This is a genomic window from Agrobacterium sp. 22-210-1, from assembly GCF_053522525.1.
In genome coordinates this window covers 1,345,984-1,364,336 of record NZ_JBNWCI010000001.1, presented here as the reverse complement: position 1 = coordinate 1,364,336, position 18,353 = coordinate 1,345,984, and the positions used below count along the sequence as shown (strand labels likewise).

General features: G+C 59.4%; 13 protein-coding genes. 4 read left to right on the top strand and 9 right to left on the bottom strand.

Translation table 11 applies throughout. From position 1 onward, the window contains the following. Positions 1–6 precede the first annotated feature (6 nt). Both ACQZ5F_RS06825 and dnaE read left to right on the top strand, forming a co-directional pair. On the top strand, positions 7–690 hold the full coding sequence (locus ACQZ5F_RS06825) for an ABC transporter ATP-binding protein (protein WP_052818533.1): 684 nt from the start codon (positions 7–9) through the stop codon (positions 688–690). 487 nt (positions 691–1,177) lie between these two features. Then, positions 1,178–4,681 carry a DNA polymerase III subunit alpha gene (gene dnaE, locus ACQZ5F_RS06820; protein ID WP_225339914.1) on the top strand — a complete coding sequence of 1,168 codons (3,504 nt, stop codon included), beginning with the start codon at positions 1,178–1,180 and terminating at the stop codon, positions 4,679–4,681. 23 nt (positions 4,682–4,704) lie between these two features. Here the strand turns inward: dnaE and ACQZ5F_RS06815 are convergent, their stop codons facing one another. From ACQZ5F_RS06815 to ACQZ5F_RS06805, 3 genes are all read right to left on the bottom strand, one after another. Beyond that, positions 4,705–5,943 carry a L,D-transpeptidase family protein gene (locus ACQZ5F_RS06815; protein WP_448731082.1) on the bottom strand — a complete coding sequence of 413 codons (1,239 nt, stop codon included), beginning with the start codon at positions 5,941–5,943 and terminating at the stop codon, positions 4,705–4,707. A gap of 171 nt (positions 5,944–6,114) precedes the next feature. Further along, positions 6,115–7,398: a DNA polymerase IV gene (locus ACQZ5F_RS06810; RefSeq protein ID WP_225339912.1), complete on the bottom strand. Its 1,284-nt coding sequence runs from the start codon at positions 7,396–7,398 to the stop codon at positions 6,115–6,117. A 68-nt stretch (positions 7,399–7,466) separates the two neighbouring features. Beyond that, entirely contained in the window at positions 7,467–7,775 is a 309-nt protein-coding gene (locus ACQZ5F_RS06805) for a DUF3572 domain-containing protein (protein ID WP_225339911.1), read from the bottom strand. A 131-nt stretch (positions 7,776–7,906) separates the two neighbouring features. Between ACQZ5F_RS06805 and ACQZ5F_RS06800 the strand changes: the two genes are divergently transcribed. Beyond that, positions 7,907–8,278 carry a response regulator gene (locus ACQZ5F_RS06800; RefSeq protein WP_003496409.1) on the top strand — a complete coding sequence of 124 codons (372 nt, stop codon included), beginning with the start codon at positions 7,907–7,909 and terminating at the stop codon, positions 8,276–8,278. Between the two features lie 18 nt (positions 8,279–8,296). Further along, complete coding sequence (locus tag ACQZ5F_RS06795; RefSeq protein ID WP_225339910.1) at positions 8,297–9,667, top strand: PleD family two-component system response regulator; 1,371 nt, start codon at positions 8,297–8,299, stop codon at positions 9,665–9,667. Positions 9,668–10,499: 832 nt separating this feature from the next. On the opposite strand, the gene rpmG is transcribed toward ACQZ5F_RS06795, so the two are convergent. The 6 genes from rpmG to topA form a co-directional block, all read right to left on the bottom strand. After that, complete coding sequence (gene rpmG / locus ACQZ5F_RS06790; RefSeq protein WP_003496403.1) at positions 10,500–10,667, bottom strand: 50S ribosomal protein L33; 168 nt, start codon at positions 10,665–10,667, stop codon at positions 10,500–10,502. 89 nt (positions 10,668–10,756) lie between these two features. Beyond that, entirely contained in the window at positions 10,757–11,920 is a 1,164-nt protein-coding gene (locus ACQZ5F_RS06785) for an MFS transporter (RefSeq protein WP_162249009.1), read from the bottom strand. A 17-nt stretch (positions 11,921–11,937) separates the two neighbouring features. Next, entirely contained in the window at positions 11,938–12,606 is a 669-nt protein-coding gene (locus tag ACQZ5F_RS06780) for an NUDIX hydrolase (RefSeq protein ID WP_225339909.1), read from the bottom strand. A 20-nt stretch (positions 12,607–12,626) separates the two neighbouring features. Then, complete coding sequence (locus ACQZ5F_RS06775; RefSeq protein ID WP_046800295.1) at positions 12,627–13,070, bottom strand: DUF983 domain-containing protein; 444 nt, start codon at positions 13,068–13,070, stop codon at positions 12,627–12,629. Between the two features lie 45 nt (positions 13,071–13,115). Continuing rightward, positions 13,116–15,470, bottom strand: coding sequence for a ribonuclease R (rnr, locus tag ACQZ5F_RS06770; protein ID WP_448731081.1), 2,355 nt, complete (start codon positions 15,468–15,470; stop codon positions 13,116–13,118). Continuing rightward, a complete protein-coding gene (gene topA, locus ACQZ5F_RS06765; RefSeq protein WP_225339907.1) occupies positions 15,467–18,145 on the bottom strand; it encodes a type I DNA topoisomerase in 2,679 nt (892 codons plus the stop codon). Before topA ends, rnr begins: the two co-directional genes overlap by 4 nt. Positions 18,146–18,353: the final 208 nt, after the last annotated feature.

Sequence of the window (18,353 nt, the reverse complement as noted above, 5' to 3'; positions counted from 1 at the left end):
CGCAATATGGCAAAAAAAACAGTGCTGCGGCTTACCGGCGTGGAACGGACCTATGGTCAGGGTGAAACGTCGCTTTCCATTCTGCGCAAGGCCGATTTTGAATTGAGAAGCGGTGAGATGGTGGCGCTCGTCGCCCCCTCCGGTACCGGAAAATCCACACTGCTTCATCTGGCGGGGCTTCTGGAACATCCTGATGCGGGTGAGGTTTTCATCAACGGCGCGCCATGCAACGGGCTTCCGGATGAAACCCGCACGGCGATCCGTCGCAGCGATATCGGCTTCGTTTATCAGTTCCATCACCTGCTGCCGGAGTTTTCGGCGGTGGAAAATGTAATGATGCCGCAGCTCATCGCCGGTCTGACGCAGGCTGAGGCGCGCAAGCGCGCGAGCGCCCTGCTGGATTACATGCGCGTCGGCCATCGCGGCGAACATCGCCCGGCCGAACTTTCCGGCGGCGAGCAGCAGCGTGTGGCGATCGCGCGCGCGGTTGCCAATGCGCCGCTTCTGCTGCTTGCGGATGAGCCGACCGGCAACCTCGATCCCGAGACCGCGCATTATGTTTTCGATGCGCTGGAGGCCCTGGTGCGCCAGTCCGGCCTTGCGGCGATGATCGCCACACATAACCACGACCTCGCTGCCCGCATGGACCGACGGGTAACGCTTGCAGACGGCAAGATCGTCGACTTCTGATCGTGACGGCATAAGGCGACCGTCGCGAAGCCTTGTGCGATCTGCTCCGAAGCGGTGAGTCTCTTCGCCCTTGCGTCTTCGGGAAGACCCGCTCGTCCTTCCACAGTTGAATTTTTGAGAACCCGGAGGTGTTTTTTCCTTCGGGTTTTTTTGCTTTGGAGTCAGGGGCTTGCCGATCATGCGAGCGGAACCGCAGCTGATTCTGCGGCGTTAACAAGAGGAATACCAGCAAAACCCTGTTGACAATCGAACAAAATGAGAACAAAGTTGGAACATAACGAGTAAGGAGAGACCAATGACTGATTTCATCCGTGACGTTGCCGCTTTCGCTTCCATCGCTGTCTTTGTTGCCAGCTTTTCGGTGATCCTCACTGCCCTGTGAAGGAAACACCGGCGCAGAAGCCTGTATGGAGGCCGCAAGGCTGTAGACTTTAAGCGCCGGAAATCGGAAAATCGCCCCCTCGATTCAGAATGACAGGACGACGATATGGGCGATACGGTTGTGCGTGGAGAAAACTCTGACGAAACGCTGAAAACGCCTGGTTTCGTCCATCTGCGGGTTCATTCCGCTTACTCCCTGCTTGAGGGGGCGTTACCCCTCAAGAAAATCATGTCCAAGGCCGTCGCGGACGGCCAGCCGGCAATTGCCATCACCGATACCAACAATCTTTTCGTTGCGCTGGAGTTTTCCGAAAAAGCGCGCGACGAAGGTTTGCAGCCGATCATCGGTTGTCAGGTGTCGATCGACATGCAGGATGCGGCGGAGGACCGCCGCAATCATAACAGTCATCTTGCAAAACTCCCCGCCATCGTGCTTCTGGCCGCCAATGCCGAAGGTTACGAGCGACTGGTGGACCTGATCAGCCGCGCCTATCTGGAAGGCGAGGGTAGCGGCGGACATTCCGTGCATATTACCCGCGCATGGCTGGAAGAAGCCTCCAATGCCGGGCTCATCGCGCTGACGGGCGCCACTGGCGGTCCTGTCGATATGGCGCTGAAGGAAGGCCATGCCGCACAGGCCAAAGAGCGCCTGCTGGCGCTGAAGTCGCTCTTCGGTGACAGGCTCTATATCGAATTGCAGCGCCAGTCCGGTTATGACCGCTCCCATGAGCGACGCATTATCGGCCTTGCTTATGACAATGATATTCCGCTGGTCGCTACCAACGAGGCTTTTTTCCCTTCCAAGGCCGATTATGAGGCGCATGACGCACTGATGGCGGTGGCCCATAATGCCATCGTTTCCGATGACAGCCGCTTCCGCCTGACCCCCGATCATTATCTGAAAAGCCGGCAGGAGATGACGGCGCTGTTTGCCGACATTCCCGAAGCGCTGGAAAACACTATCGAGATTGCGCTCCGCTGCTCTTATGTCCTGAAGAAGCGCGGACCCATCCTGCCGCGTTTCACCGGCGCCAGCGAAGACCCGGAAGCGGCGGAACATGCCGAAACCGAGGAGCTTCGCCGCCAGGCGGTGGAGGGGCTGGATCAGCGGCTTGCCGCGCTCGGCATGTCGCCCGGCTATACGGAACAGGATTATCGCGAGAGACTGGATTTCGAACTCGGCGTCATCTCGCGCATGAAGTTCCCCGGTTACTTCCTGATCGTTGCCGACTTCATCAAATGGGCCAAGCAGCAGGATATTCCGGTCGGCCCTGGCCGTGGTTCGGGCGCCGGCTCGCTTGTGGCTTATGCACTGACCATTACCGATGTCGATCCGTTGCGTTTCTCATTGCTGTTCGAGCGATTCCTCAATCCCGAACGTGTATCGATGCCTGACTTCGATATCGACTTCTGCCAGGACCGGCGCGAAGAGGTGATCCGCTACGTGCAGCGCAAATATGGCCGCGAACAGGTGGCGCAGATCATCACCTTCGGTTCGCTGCAGGCGCGCGCGGCGTTGCGCGATGTCGGCCGCGTGCTGGAAATGCCCTATGGGCAGGTGGACAAGATCTGCAAGCTGGTGCCCAACAACCCGGCCAATCCGACACCGCTGTCAAAGGCCATCGAGGAAGAGCCGCGCCTGCAGGAAGAGGCGGACAAGGAACCCGTCGTCGCTCGCCTCCTGGATATCGCCCAGAAGATCGAGGGGCTTTATCGCCACGCTTCCACCCACGCCGCCGGTATCGTCATCGGCGACCGGCCGCTGTCGAAGCTGGTGCCGATGTATCGCGATCCGCGGTCCGATATGCCGGTTACCCAGTTCAACATGAAATGGGTGGAAAGCGCCGGTCTCGTCAAATTCGACTTCCTCGGCCTGAAGACGCTGACGGTATTGAAGGTCGCCGTGGATTTCGTCGCCAAGCGCGGCATCAAGGTCGATCTTGCCGCCATTCCGCTGGAGGACACGAAAACCTACGAGATGTTGTCGCGCGGCGAGACCATCGGCGTGTTCCAGGTGGAAAGTGCGGGCATGCGCAAGGCGCTGATCGGCATGCGCCCGGACTGCATCGAGGATATCATCGCGCTGGTGGCGCTTTATCGTCCGGGCCCGATGGAAAACATCCCGGTCTATAATGCCCGCAAACATGGCGAGGAGGAGCTGGAGTCCATCCATCCGACCATCGACCATCTCCTGAAGGAAACGCAGGGTGTTATCGTCTATCAGGAACAGGTGATGCAGATCGCCCAGGTCCTGTCAGGTTATTCGCTTGGCGAAGCCGATCTTCTGCGCCGCGCCATGGGCAAGAAGATCAAGGAGGAGATGGACCAGCAGCGCGAGCGTTTTGTCGATGGCGCCATCAGGAACGGCGTGTCGAAACCGCAGGCCAACACCATCTTCGACCTTCTGGCGAAGTTCGCCAATTACGGCTTCAACAAGAGCCACGCCGCCGCCTACGCCATCGTGTCCTACCAGACCGCCTATATGAAGGCGCATTATCCGGTGGAGTTCCTGGCGGCGTCCATGACGCTCGATATGGCGAACACGGAAAAGCTCAACGATTTTCGGCAGGATGCCGGCCGCCTCGGCATCGAGGTCGTCGCGCCTTCGGTACAGACGTCTTTCCGCCAGTTCGAGACCGGTGAAAACCGCATCTATTATTCGCTGGCCGCCATCAAGGGCGTCGGCGAGGGCGCGGTCGAACATATCGTCGAAGTGCGCGGCGACAAGCCGTTCACGAGCCTTGAGGATTTCTGCCTGCGTATCGATCCCAAACAGATCAACCGGCGTGTTCTGGAAAGTCTTATCAATGCCGGCGGCTTCGACTGTTTCGGCCGCGATCGCGCCGAACTGATTGGCGGGCTCGACCGTATCATCGGTTATGCGCAGATGGCGCAGAACAACCGCACCATCGGCCAGTCGGACATGTTCGGTTCAGGTGGTGGAAACGGCCCGGAAAAGCTGGTGCTGCCGGCCTTCCAGCCGTGGCTCGCCTCGGAAAAGCTGTTGCGTGAATATCAGGTGCTCGGGTTCTACCTCACGGCCCATCCGCTCGACACCTATCGCCCCGTGCTGGAAAAGTTGCGCGTGCAGAATTTCGCGGATTTTTCGGCGGCGGTGAAGCAGGGTGCGACCGCCGGGCGTCTGGCTGGCACCGTCACCGGCAAGCAGGAGCGCAAGACCCGCACCGGCAACAAGATGGGTATCGTCACCTTCTCGGATGCGTCAGGGCAATATGAGGCGGTGCTGTTTTCCGAAGGGCTCGCTCAGTTCCGTGATCTGCTCGAGGTCGGCAAATCGCTTGTCATCACCGTGCAGGCGGAAGAACGTCCGGAAGGCATCGGTCTGCGCATCCAGACGGCTCAGTCGCTGGAGGAGAAGTCGGTGCAGATGCAGAAGGCTCTGCGCGTCTATGTGCGCGATTCCGGCCCACTGAAAACCGTCGCCCGCCACCTCAACACCAAGGGTGACGGGTCGGTCTATTTCATCGTCATCAAGGATGAAGGCAGCCGCGAAATCGAAGTGGAACTGACGGAGAAATACCGCATTTCACCAGAAATCGCCGCAGCACTTCGCGCCGCTCCCGGCGTCGTTGATGTGGAACTGGTTTAAGAGTTCAGACGCTCACGCGTTCCTCAAACCGGCCCTTCCTTCGTCACGGTAATGAAATCCGTCCCGGTTCCTGTCTCCATCTGGTGACTGAGGTCGGAAACGGTGATCGAGCTGCCGGTTGAAAGCTCCTGTTCAATGCGGGAGCGAATGTCTGTCGGTATGTCGAGACGGCCAAGCACGGCACTCAATTGATCGAAGCCGCCCGGCGCTTCGGCAATGGTAATGCCAAGTCGCTTTCGGGCTGCGTTGGGCAGATGGTTTTCGAGCGTCACGCCGTTCCACTCGGCGGTTCCGGCTGCGCGATCCAAGGTAACAGCCTCGAAGAAATGGGTTCCGAGCGCAACTTCGGGATCCCTGATGTCGATGGGCGCCTCAAATAGCGGTTTGAAATCCTGCCGCACCATGATCTGGCCATTCGGTGGGTGGTTTTCGCTGGCGGATTCGTAAAGCGCCGTCACGAAGGCGTCGGTCAGAAGCGGCCCGGTGGTTTTTAATCCCTTCCAGCGCTTGAAACCGTTCACGGCGCTCACCGTCATCTCCCCGGCATAACCATCCGCTGAGCCGGCGTCGAAGCCAAGACGGGTCAATACGGCCTGAATATCCATCACCTTTTCCCGCTCGCCGCGCCGGGTGATGAGTATGCGCAGGGGCGAGGCGGCCTTGGCCTTCACCGCCGGTTTAAGCGCCTGCGTCTTTTCATTGATGGCGACTTCGACGGTGCCCAAAGCCGCATCGAAGGTCGCCGGGCGCAGTTCCACATCCGATAAAAGCAGCTTGCCGTCATCAGCATCGTCACGTGGTTCAAACAACGCCGGATGCTGCACGAAACGCAGTGAAACCGGGCGGTCGGTGATGATGACATGCACGCCGGCCTGGGTGTCGCCAAAAAGTGACTTGGCGAATTTCGAAGGCAGGCGCACGCAGCCATGCGAAGCTGCATAGTTCGGCACCTTGCCTTCGTGCAGCGCAATGCCGGACCATGTCAGCCGCTGCATGAAAGGCATGGGTGCGGCCGAATAGATATTCGACTCGTGGTATTTACGTTTTTCCAGAATGGAGAATATGCCGCTCGGCGTCTCGTGCCCGGCCTTGCCGGTGGAGACTTTCGAGGTGGCTATGATTTCGCCGTTTTCGTAAAGCGAAAGCGACTGGTCGCTTTTCGAAACGAGGATCTGCAGCGACCTGTTATCGGCGGCAAGTGCCGGGAAGGCAAGAATGCTGGCCGACAGCATGCCGGTCAGAAGACGGAGGCGGAGGGACATGACGCAATACACCACATGCACAAAACTTGCTCCACTCAACCACGCGAAGTTTAATGAAGCTTAAGGACGGTGCGGCTGCAACATCACTAATTTGTGTAAAATCTAAAATACATTGGCATCAAGTGGTGCAAGGGGCCCGATGCGCGGTTCCCAAGGCCCACGATCAAACCGCTATTTGCGTGTGCCAAACGTGTAGCCGGTCTCGACGCTGCCTTTGCCGAACTTGTCGCGCAGCTTGTCCATCGCCGCTTCCGCCGCCGCTCGCCGCCCGGCCTGCCTGTCGACGAGATCAGGAGGATCGGCAAGGCCCGCATCGCGCAGATCGCTGACGCCGATGCCGAGCAGGCGGAATTTCGTGCCGTCGGTTTCCTTCTCCAACATCGAGAGACCGGTGCGGAAAATCCGGTCGGCAAGCTGGGTGGGGTCATCAAGCTTGCGGTTGCGGGTACGGATTTTAAAGTCGGCCGTCTTCATCTTCAGCACCACGGTCTGGCCGGCAATGCCGTTCTTCTTCAACCGCCATGCGACCTTTTCGGAAAGCGAGCGCAGGATCGGCACCAGATCCTCATGGCGGGAAATGTCGTTGAAGAAGGTCGTCTCGGAAGACACGCTTTTGACCGGATCGTTATTGTGTACATGCCGCTCGTCAATGCCGCGCGAAAGCCTGAAGAGCCGTTGCCCCATCACGCCGTAACGGCGCATCAGATCGCCTTCTTCCATTTCCTGCAGCTGTGCGATCATGCGGATGCCGTCCGCCTCCAGCGTCGCAGCAAAGGCTCTGCCGACGCCCCAGATTGTGGTTACGGGCCGCGTCGCCAGAAAGACAAGCGCTTCTGCCTCGCCAATCACCGAAAAACCGCGCGGCTTGTTGAGGTCGGATGCAACCTTGGCCAGAAACTTGCAGTAGGAAAGCCCGGCCGAGACGGTTACGCCGACTTCCTTTTCCACGCGCTTTGCAAATTTCGCCAGCACGCGCGCTGGCGGGTCATGATGCAGCCTCTCTGTGCCGGCGAGATCAAGAAAAGCTTCATCAATGGAAAGCGGCTGCACAAGCGGCGTCAATTCCTGCATCATCGCGCGGATTTCGCGCCCGACACGGGCATATTTCTCCATGTCGGGCTTGATGACCACCGCATCCGGGCAGGCTTCCAGCGCTTTGAACATCGGCATGGCGGAACGCACGCCCTGAATGCGGGCAATATAGCAGGCGGTCGAAACCACGCCCCGCTTGCCACCGCCGACGATGACCGGCTTGTCGGCCAGCTCCGGATTGTCGCGCTTTTCAACGGATGCATAGAAGGCGTCACAATCGATATGGGCGATGCTGAGATCGTAAAGCTCGTCATGATAGACGAGACGCGGGCTGCCGCAGGCGCGGCAACGCCTCAAACCCGCTGGCTGGCCAGCCAGGCAGTCGCGGCAGAAACCGGGATCATAGCGGTGCGACGTGGACATGGGGCGAAAACAAAACCAGAACATCGCCGACCTTACTCCGGCGGTGGCCGCGGCTCAAGGGGTGACCGTCAATACTCCCCTGAATCCAGTCCCGGGCCGGAAAAATGACGCCAGGCGGCGGCCACCGTTTCGGGTGAGGTGTCGGTTGCCGCACAAAACGCCATGAGGTCCGGCTCGTGGCTCATCAGAAAATCGGTGAGGCCCGCCAGAAAGCCGGGATCGTTGACGGCCTGACGCAGCATGTTGGCCTGCAAGCCGCTCAGCGCCAGGAAACGCGCCAGCATGTCCGGTTCGTTTGCCAGCCAGCCAAGTATGGCGGCCGCCGTTTCTTGCGGATCTTTGCCGGCATTGCCTTTGTTTTTCGTATCGCGCAGCATTTCTTCCCCGAAGTTACCTATTTTGAAACCAAATCCCTCTAGCCTTGCGCAACAAATGGACGATGGAATCGGTTCTCTGGCAACTTATATGTCTGGATGAAGGTTTCAAAGCGAAACGGGGACTGCCCACCATGCCCAAACAGGTCATGATAGTCGAAGACAACGAGCTGAACATGAAGCTCTTTCGCGACCTGATCGAGGCGTCTGGTTATACGACGATCCAGACGCGCAACGGCATGGAAGCGCTGGACCTTGCCCGCAAGCACCGGCCGGACCTCATCCTCATGGATATTCAGCTGCCGGAAGTGTCGGGGCTGGAGGTGACGAAATGGCTGAAGGAAGATGACGAGCTGCACGTCATCCCGGTCATCGCCGTCACGGCCTTTGCTATGAAGGGCGATGAGGAACGGATTCGTCAGGGTGGATGTGAAGCCTACGTATCAAAGCCGATTTCCGTCCCGAAATTCATCGAAATCATCAAGACTTATCTGGGCGACGCCTAAGGCGGCTGGGGAACGGTTATGACGGCGAGAGTTCTGGTTGTTGACGACATTCCTGCCAATGTGAAGCTTCTCGAGGCGCGGCTTGTGGCGGAATATTTCGATGTCGTCACCGCCGAGGATGGTTTTAAGGCGCTGGCGATCTGCGACGAGGAGCAGGTCGATATTATCCTGCTCGACATCATGATGCCGGGCATGGATGGTTTCGAGGTCTGCGAGAAGCTGAAGGCCAACCCGAAGACGGCGCATATTCCCGTCGTCATGGTCACTGCGCTCGATCAACCTTCCGACCGGGTGCGCGGCCTGAAAGCCGGCGCCGATGATTTTCTGACCAAGCCGGTCAACGACCTTCAACTGATTGCCCGTGTCAAAAGCCTCGTGCGTCTGAAGGCTGTCAGTGACGAATTGCGGCTGCGCGCTGAAACCGCAAGGCAGATCGGCATCGAAGAGATGCTGCGCGCCGACGGCCTGATGCAGACGCCCGGCCGCGTGCTGGTCGCGGATGGCCGCGCAAGTTCGCAGGAACGGATCGTCAGGGCGCTGAAGCCGATCGCCGAGGTCGATGCCGTCACCGATCCGCAGGCGGCGCTGCTGAAAGCGGCGAGCAGCTCTTTCGAGCTTGTCATCGTCAATTCCAATTTCGAGGATTACGATCCGCTGCGATTGTGTTCACAGCTTCGCTCGCTGGAGCGCACCCGTTTCCTGCCGCTGCTTCTGGTGGCGGAGCAGGGGGCGGACGATATGGTGGCGCGTGCGCTCGATCTCGGCGTCAATGACTATATTCTGCGCCCGATCGATCCCAACGAACTTGTGGCCCGCTCACTGACACAGATAAGGCGCAAGCGTTACAACGAACACCTGCGGCTCAACCTGCAGCACACGATGGAACTTGCCATTGTCGACGCGTTGACCGGCCTCAACAATCGCCGTTATCTCGACAATCATCTCAAGATACTCTTTGACCGTGCCGCCGTGCGGGGTCGCCCGATTTCCATCTGCATGACCGACATAGACCGGTTCAAGCTGGTCAATGACACCTACGGCCACGATGTGGGCGATGAAGTGCTGCGCGAATTTGCAGCGCGCATCCGCAGCACGGTGCGCGGCGCTGATCTTGCCTGCCGTTACGGTGGCGAAGAATTCGTCGTGGTCATGCCCGACACGCCGATGGAGCTTGCCACGAGCGTCGCCGAGCGTCTGCGGGCGATCGTCGAAGACAAGCCTTTCTACGTTCGCTCCATCGACCGTGAACTGAGCATCACCGCCTCTCTTGGTATCGCCACCAGCAGCGGCGCTTTCGGGATGCCGGACGAGCTATTGAAACAGGCCGACCGGGCGCTCTATGAGGCGAAACACGCCGGGCGCAACCGGGTGGTGGCTGCCGCCGCCTGAAAGCGGTCCGCATGCGTCTGACGCTGAAAACCATGTCGTCTTTTCGGGTTTATCGTCGTTCGAGGTGCTGAAAAGTCACCTTGGGAGGCTCAAGCCCCTGACCTCGCCTGTATTTTATCTTATTGCAATGAATAGGCGAAATTCTGCGGCTTTAATACAGTTCAAGTTGAAAAATATATTGAATTCAATCTCGCAGGAAACTATAGTGTGCCAGCGTTGTATATTTAACCATGTTTTCCGGGTTATGTATCGCTGGCTTAAGAATTTGTTGATTTTTATTTTACTTCTGCGCACACTCATTATCGAGAATAACAGTTCTTCCGGCGGTTTTTCCGTCTTGTGATGATGGAATGATGGCGGCTCATGCCGCTGCGGTTTCGCTCGTCAGGGGCTGGTATTGCGTATTTCGAATGCCCCATGATGCTCAGGTCCGCCGCATCTCCTGAATCGTGGGGTCGGTCGGCTGACGATGTCCGAATCGGTTCCTCGTGCCGTAATCACATCGTTGGCCGACCGCCTTATCCCGAAAAGCTTGTCTGACTGAGAAACAGGTTTACCCAGCGGCCCTGTGTTGTGGCTCCACGCCGTTAACGGCCACGCATCTATGGCGGAGGAGGGGTGAAGCGCAGGATCGCGGCGCGAGAAGCTTTGCCGGATTTGAGGAGCCTCTCGGCTGCCTTCCACATCTCCACATTACGCATTTTCCTGACGCCAAAGCGTCACGCATTTTCGCGGGGAATGTCTTTGCCATCCACACCAACAAAGACCCGTCCATACAAACAAAAAACGCGCCCATTGGGCGCGCTTTTGCCGGAGAACCCGATCAAGAAAATTACTTGATCTTGGTTTCCTTGAATTCAACGTGCTTGCGTACAACCGGGTCGTACTTCGTCTTCGTCATCTTGTCCGTGAACGTACGGCTGTTCTTGGTGGTGACGTAGAAGGTACCGGTGTCGGCTGTCGACAGCAGCTTGATCTTGATTGTTGTAGCTTTCGCCATGGTCGTCCTGCCTTTAAACAAAAGAGAAGCCGCAGGCGCTTCTCACCTCGGCTAAATCTGGCGCGAAACTACGTATCGCGCCTGAAAAGTCAAGTCTGTTTTGCCCGGAAAACAAAACGGAACCCATAAAGCACCACGTAAAGCCCGAAAAATACGGCAAGCGCCCAGGCGAAACCGTCAGTGCCCGCGACATCCATGGAAATGCCGACGGCCTGCGGTCCCGCAATCGTACCCATGGCGTAACAGAAGATAAAGGCGGCATTGGCGGAGACCAGATCCGCGCCCTTTAGCCGTGATCCAAGGTGAGTGAGGCCGACGGTATACATGCCGGAGACAAGGCCGCCCCAGAACAGCAGGAGGGCCGCCACGAGGATCCAGCTGTCCACCAGCAGGGGCAGCGCCAGCGTGCCGCAAACGCCCGCAAAGGCCATCAGCGCCAGCATGGTGCGCCGATCCTTCATGCGGTCCGACAACAGGCCGATCGGTATCTGGAAGACCATGTTGCCAATGCCCATCACGGTCAGCAGCAGTGCGGCCTGCGATTCGTTGAAGCCTTCACGCGTGGCATAGATGGGAAAGAGCGACAGGCCACCGGCCTGCACCGAACCGAACACGAAAGCCGCCGCCGACGCCATCGGCACCAGCCAGACATAACGGGCGAAATGGTGGTTGGGCCGCTCGTCCAGCTCCGGACTTTCACCGCGCGCCATGAAGATCGGGATCGCGGCCAGAAGGATGATCGCCGCTCCGACGATAAACGGCAGGATGCCCTCGCTGCCGACCACGGAAAACAGTAACGGGCCGACCGCAAAGCCGACCGCAAGGCCGGTGGCGTAGATGCCGAGCACCATGCCGCGTTTTTTCGGCGGTGCGGTCATGTTGATCCAGTATTCGGACAGGATGAACAGCGTCGTGGTGGCGCCGTGGAAAACGATTCGCAGTGGAAACCACATCCAGAAGGCGTCGGCGAAATAAAAGCCGAACGCGCTCACCGCTGAAATAACCACCGCAAACAGCATGGTTCGCGCCACGCCGAAATCATGGGCGATCTTGGAGGTCAGGGGGGCGGCCATCATCGCCGCGACGCCGGCCATCGCCGAATTCACCCCGATCATGGTGGAGGAGATGCCACGCTTTTCAAGGATGATCGACAGGAGCGGCAGGCCAAGACCGATGGCGACACCGACCGCACTGATGGCGGAAATCGCAGCGATCAGTGAGGGCCAGTGAATGGCGTCCGCTTCGCATTTCATTTGTGACATGACGGCCTTTATACAAACTCTCGAATGAAGCGGCCGTGGCGCGTGACATAGAGCCGCGCGGGGCTTTCAAAGGGCAATGACGGATCACCTATCATGAATTTTGTGACATCTTCGAGAACCGTGCGCGTGATTTTCGGCATGTTCAGACCGGAAAGGCCTGTCATGTCAAGCCATTGCACATCGTGCAATTCTTCGGAATCCCGGATTAGCCGGGTATCCAGCCGCAATTCGTCGGCATAACAGCAAAAGAATCGTGTGTCGTAGCGCCTGATATTGCCGGGCGGGGTGATGGCGCGTGCCACATAGCGGAAACAGGAAAGGTCCGGACCATCAGCATTCAGCCCCATATCCACGCCGGTTTCCTCGACAAGCTCGCGCGCAGCGGCAAGCGCCAGCGCCCTCGCGCCTGCAACGCTCAGGCGGCGCGAGGCCGAGGCGGTGAGGCGTTCGAGGACCGCGGGGTGCAGGTCGCCGGAAAAGGGAAGCGCGTGGTCGCGTGGATCACGTTTGCCGCCGGGAAAGACGTAAGCGCCGGGCATGAAGACATGGGCATGGCTGCGCTGGCCCATCAATACGCGGATTGTCGGGCCGGAACGGTCGAGCAGAATGATGGAGGCGGCATCCCGCGGCCGCAGGGGCGGGCTCGCAACCTCGGCACTCTTGCGGGGTTCGGTCACGCGCACGTCGCCGCCTGTCGTCAGTGGGAGGAGCCGTCTATCTGCACTGTCGGCTGCTTTCCGTCAAAGCCATGCATGCGCAGAGCCCATTGCAGGCCGATGACGCCGCCCTTGATCGGTTGCAGCGTCAGGAGTGCAGCCAGAATGGTGATCGGCACCCAGATGGCGAAATGCACCCACATGGGAACAGAGAACACCATATCCGTCATCATGAAGCCGCCAACGGCGATATGGCCGATAATGACGATGGAAATATAAGGCGGCAGGTCGTCGGACCGATGGTGGTGCATTTCCGCGCCGCAGGCGGCGCAATTGTCCACCGGCTTCAGAAAGGCACGAAACAGGCGGCCACCGCCGCAGGCCGGGCAGCGGTTCGCCATGCCGCGCATGATCGAACGGCCAAGCGGCCGCTCCGCGCTATTGTCTCCGAAGGTGACCGTTTCCGAGCCCTGATGTGCACTCATCCTTAAGTCCTTCTTCCGTTCTTTCAACCGCCTGCCGCGGTGTTGTTAACGTCGTCCTCTGGGCGGCCTCGTTCCCGGCCTGGCGCCGGGACGCGATGTCCGCCGGCCCGCCTTGTGGAACGACCGCGAGCCGACCGGCATCTTGCGCCCGGGGCTCAGCATTTCGAAACGCAGCGCACCCGCCAGAGGTACTGCTTCCGCAAGCCGTACCTGAACCGTGTCGCCAAGCTGGTAACCGAGACCGGTCTTTTCCCCCGTCAGAGCCTGATGGGCTTCATCATAGAGGAAATAGTCGGTTCCGAGTGTAGATATAGGAACAAAGCCATCAGCGCCAAACTGCGGCAGCGCGACAAATAGTCCCGCCTTGGTGACACCGGAGACGCGGCCGTCGAATTCTTCACCCACCCGTTCGGACAAATGATGTGCGATCAGCCGGTTGATGGTGTCGCGCTCGGCCGCCATGGCACGCCGCTCGAAGGTCGAGATTTCGGCGGCGATATCGTCGAGCGTCGCCTCTTCCTGTGGGGTGATGCCGCCTTCGCCGAGCCCCAGCGACCCCACCAGCGCCCGATGGACGATCAGGTCGGCATAACGGCGGATCGGCGAGGTGAAATGCGCGTATTTCATCAGGTTGAGGCCGAAATGGCCGATATTCTCGGGGCTGTAGATCGCCTGGCTCTGGCTTCGCAGCACCATTTCATTGACCATGATCTGATGCGGCGTATCGAGGGCGCGCGCCAGAATGCCATTGAAGGAATTGGCGCGCATGGCCACGCCCTTGGCCATGGAAATGCCGATGGTGCCGAGGAATTCGCGCAGCACCTCCTGTTTGGAGAGCGTCGGTGCGTCGTGTACGCGATAGACCAGCGGCTGCTTTTTCTTTTCCAGCGTCTCGGCGGCGGCGACATTCGCCTGGATCATCATTTCCTCGATCAGCTTATGCGCATCGAGACGTTCGGGAATGACAACCTTGTCCACCGTGCCGTCGGGCCTGAGCTGAATCTTGCGCTCGGGCATGTCGAGTTCCAGCGGCTGGCGGCGGTCACGGCCACGCTTCATCACTTCGTATGCGTGCCACAATGGCTTCAGGATCGGCTCCAGCAGCGTCCCGGTCTTGTCGTCCGGGCGGCCGTCGATCGCTGCCTGCGCCTGCTGGTAGGAGAGCTTGGCGGCACTCTTCATCATGATGCGATGGAAAGTATGGCCCGCCTTGCGGCCTTCCTTGGAGAAGGTCATCCGCACCGCAAGCGCGGGACGGTCGACGCCTTCCTTGAGCGAGCAGAGATCGTTAGAGATACGCTCCGGCAGCATCGGCACGACACGATCAGGGAAATAGACCGAGTTGCCGCGCTTCAAAGCCTCGCGGTCGAGCGGAGCGCCTGATCGCACATACCAGGAGACATCGGCGATGGCGACTGTGACGATGACACCATCCGGATTGTCGGGCGAGGGGTCCGGTTCGGCATAGACCGCATCGTCATGGTCCTTGGCGTCGGCCGGATCGATGGTGATGAGCGGCAGGTCGCGCCAGTCCTCGCGGTGCGACATGGTCGCGGGTCTGGCGGCATCCGCTTCAGCTAGCACATTCGGCGGGAAAATATGCGGAATACCATGGGAATGGATGGCGATCATCGAGATCGCCTTTTCCGAGGCGACCGAGCCGACGACGGAGAGAACCTTGGCCCGTGTCAGGCCGTAACGGCCGCTGTTGCGCGAGGTTTCCACCTCGATCAGGTCGCCGTCCCTGGCATCGCCGACGCCATCAGGGTCGATCACCATTTCTTCGCCGCGCCGGTCGATCGGCATCAGCCGTCCGCCGCCGCCTTCCGTCTGCTTGAACACGCCGAGCAGCGCGTTCTGGCGACGATCAATCAGTTTTACGACGCGGGCCGTATATGCCGGGCCGACGCTGTCTTTCGAGGGGAAGATTTTTGCCAGAATACGGTCACCGAGACCGGCTGCCGGGGCCTTCTTGCCGCGATCCTGCGAAGACTGGCGGATGAGCACGGCAGGTGCAGCACCCATATCCTCCGGCCATTCCGCCGGACGGCCGATCAATTCGCCGTCCTTGTCGCGGGTGGTGATGTCGAGAACCGTCACAGGTGGCAGACCGCCCGGCCGCGTCAGCGATTTGCGGCTCTTGTGCACCATGCCATCGACTTCAAGTTCCTTCAGCAGCGCTTTCAGAACAATACGGTTTTCACCCTTCAGCCCGAAAGCCTTGGCGATTTCACGCTTGGAAGCCTGCTGCGGATGGTCCGCGATGAATTTCAGCAGCACTTCGCGGGAAGGCACCTCGCCATGGATGATGCCTTCACCTTCACTCACCCGTTTGCCGCGCCCGGTGCGTCCGAAACCGTCGCTGGCGGAACCCTGTCTCTGACGCGGCGCCTTGCTCACTCTGCTGCCTTCTTGGGTTTGGCCGCTGCCTTCGGCTTGGCGGCCGCTTTGCTCTTTGTTGCCGCCTTGGCCTTGGTGGCTTTCGGCTTCGCCGCCGCATCGCCATCGGCCTTCTTGGCGGCAGGCTTCTTGCCCTTGGCAGGCTTGCCGCCGGTGCCGGTCTTGGCGATGCGCTCGGCGATCAACACCAGCGCCTCTTCCAGCGTCACCGAGGTCGGATCCTGACCCTTCGGAATGGTGGCGTTGACCTTGCCCCAGTTGACGTAAGCGCCATAACGCCCGTCGCGAACAGTGATAGCGCCGCCATCGGGGTGGTCGCCCAGTTCCTTCAGAGCCGCAGGCGTGCCGCTGCGGCCGGGACCCTTGCTCTGCTTTTCGGCAATGACGGTGACGGCCCGGTTGAGGCCGATCGAGAACACATCCTCGATGCTTTCGAGGTTCGCATAGGAACCGTCATGCAAAAGGAACGGCCCATAGCGGCCAAGTCCGGCAGATATCATCTTGCCGGTTTCCGGATGTTTGCCAATATCGCGCGGCAGGTTGATGAGCGCCAGCGCCTTTTCATGGTCGATATCCTCCGGCTTCCAACCCTTGGGCAGGGAGGAACGCTTGGCCTCCTTGCCGTCGCCGCGCTGGATATAGGGTCCGAAACGGCCCGACCGCAACGTCAGCTCTTCACCAGTCATCGGATCGGCGCCGAGAGCCTTCGGCTCGTTCGAGGCCGCAGCTTCGGCTTCCGAACCGTCGGAGGTGAGCTGGCGGGTGTAGTTGCATTCCGGATAGTTGGAGCAACCGACGAAAGCGCCGTATTTGCCGAGCTTCAGCGAGAGATTGCCGGTGCCGCAAACCTGACAGATGCGCGGATCCGAACCGTCCTCACGCTTGGGGAAGACCAGCGGCGCCAGAACCTCATTCAGCGCATCCAGCACGTTGGTGACGCGCAATTCCTTGGTATCTTCGATCTGCGCGAAGAAATCCTTCCAGAAATCGCGCAGCACCTGCTTCCAGTCCAGTTCGCCCGCGGAAATACGGTCGAGCTTTTCTTCCAGCGCGGCTGTGAAGTCATATTCGACATATTTGGAAAAGAAGCTTTCGAGGAAAGCCGTCACCAGCCGTCCGCGCGAATGCGGAATCAGCTTGCGCTTGTCGACGATGATATATTCACGGTCGCTCAGCGTCTTCAGCGTTGCCGCATAGGTGGAGGGGCGGCCGATGCCGAGTTCTTCCATCTTCTTGATGAGCGAGGCTTCCGAATAGCGCGGCGGCGGCTCGGTAAAGTGCTGGCTGGCATTGATCTTCTGCTTGGCGAGATTTTCGCGCGCATTGATCTGCGGCAGACGGCCTTCATCGTCACCGTCGTCGCTCTGCTCGCCATCTTCCTTCTGGTCGGTATAGGCGGCGATGAAACCGTCAAAACGGATCACCGATCCGACAGCGCGAAGCCCGGCCTGTTCCCCGTTCTTGTCCGCCAGAATTTCCACAGTGGTCCGCTCGATTTCGGCGGACGCCATCTGGCTGGCGATACCGCGCTTCCAGATCAGGTCGTAGAGACGCAGCTGATCGGCATCGAGATAACGCTTCACCTGGTCTGGCGTGCGATTGAAATCGGTCGGGCGGATGGCCTCGTGCGCTTCCTGGGCGTTCTTGGCCTTGGTGGAGTAGAAACGCGCCTTTTCCGGCACGTAGCGGTCGCCGAACTGCTCGCCGATGGCGCTGCGGGCAGCATCGATGGCTTCCGGGGCCATCTGCACACCGTCGGTACGCATATAGGTGATCAGACCAACGGTCTCGCCGCCGATGTCGATACCTTCATAAAGCTTCTGCGCCACCTGCATCGTCCGAGAAGCGCCAAAGCCCATGCGCGAAGACGCGGCCTGTTGCAGCGTCGAGGTGGTGAAGGGCGGGCCGGGATTACGCTTGACGGGCTTTGCCTCGACCGTGTCGACAACATAGGTCGCGCCTTCCAGCAGCACCTTCAGCCGGTTTGCATCTTCGCCGGTCTTGATCCCGCGGCTTTGCAGCCGCTTGCCGTCGGCCGAAACCAGCTTGGCTTCGAACTCGTCACCGCGCGGTGTCTTCAAAAGCGCGCTGATGTTCCAGTATTCCTCGGAGATGAAGCGTTCGATCTCGGACTCGCGGTCGCAGACGAGACGCAGCGCAACCGACTGGACGCGGCCGGCGGAACGAGCGCCCGGCAGCTTGCGCCACAGCACCGGCGACAGGTTGAAGCCGACGAGATAATCGAGTGCGCGGCGGGCGAGATAGGCATCTACCAGCGGCACGTCGATGTCGCGCGGGTTCGCCATGGCGTCCAGCACGGCCTTTTTGGTGATGGCGTTGAAGACCACGCGCTTCACCGGCTTGTCGCCGAGAACGCGCTTCTTCTTCAAAAGATCGAGAACGTGCCAGGAAATGGCTTCACCTTCGCGATCCGGGTCGGTTGCGAGAATGAGGCCGTCAGAGTCTTTTACCGCGTCGGCAATATCCTTCATGCGCTTGGCGGATGCGCTATCAACCTCCCAGGACATTTCGAAATCCTGGTCGGGCAGCACCGATCCGTCCTTGGCAGGAAGGTCTCTGACGTGGCCAAAGGATGCAAGAACCTTGTAGCCCGAACCAAGATACTTGTTGATCGTCTTGGCTTTGGCAGGAGATTCTACGACAACGACATTCATATTGTTTTTCTCTGGAACTGGTCCGTTAACATAGCCGGATCACGGAGGAAGGCCGCAACAAGGCTTCTTTATAATTCGACATGGACAGGTAATGCCCGCGGGTCAAGAGGCAAGCCCGATTTTATCGCTTCCGGGTTATTACAACCTATGGATAATCTATTGTTGTATTGCAATCTTTGGTAAATTGGTTATGATGACCAACATCATT

What these genes read in the sequence shown, in the direction of transcription:
- dnaE (WP_225339914.1), top strand. Translation starts at nt 1,178, where the DNA reads ATGGGCGATACGGTTGTGCGTGGAGAAAACTCTGACGAAACGCTGAAA.
- ACQZ5F_RS06810 (WP_225339912.1), bottom strand. Translation starts at nt 7,398, where the DNA reads ATGTCCACGTCGCACCGCTATGATCCCGGTTTCTGCCGCGACTGCCTG.
- rpmG (WP_003496403.1), bottom strand. Translation starts at nt 10,667, where the DNA reads ATGGCGAAAGCTACAACAATCAAGATCAAGCTGCTGTCGACAGCCGAC.
- ACQZ5F_RS06785 (WP_162249009.1), bottom strand. Translation starts at nt 11,920, where the DNA reads ATGAAATGCGAAGCGGACGCCATTCACTGGCCCTCACTGATCGCTGCG.
- ACQZ5F_RS06815 (WP_448731082.1), bottom strand. Translation starts at nt 5,943, where the DNA reads ATGTCCCTCCGCCTCCGTCTTCTGACCGGCATGCTGTCGGCCAGCATT.
- ACQZ5F_RS06795 (WP_225339910.1), top strand. Translation starts at nt 8,297, where the DNA reads ATGACGGCGAGAGTTCTGGTTGTTGACGACATTCCTGCCAATGTGAAG.
- ACQZ5F_RS06800 (WP_003496409.1), top strand. Translation starts at nt 7,907, where the DNA reads ATGCCCAAACAGGTCATGATAGTCGAAGACAACGAGCTGAACATGAAG.
- topA (WP_225339907.1), bottom strand. Translation starts at nt 18,145, where the DNA reads ATGAATGTCGTTGTCGTAGAATCTCCTGCCAAAGCCAAGACGATCAAC.
- ACQZ5F_RS06825 (WP_052818533.1), top strand. Translation starts at nt 7, where the DNA reads ATGGCAAAAAAAACAGTGCTGCGGCTTACCGGCGTGGAACGGACCTAT.
- ACQZ5F_RS06805 (WP_225339911.1), bottom strand. Translation starts at nt 7,775, where the DNA reads ATGCTGCGCGATACGAAAAACAAAGGCAATGCCGGCAAAGATCCGCAA.
- ACQZ5F_RS06775 (WP_046800295.1), bottom strand. Translation starts at nt 13,070, where the DNA reads ATGAGTGCACATCAGGGCTCGGAAACGGTCACCTTCGGAGACAATAGC.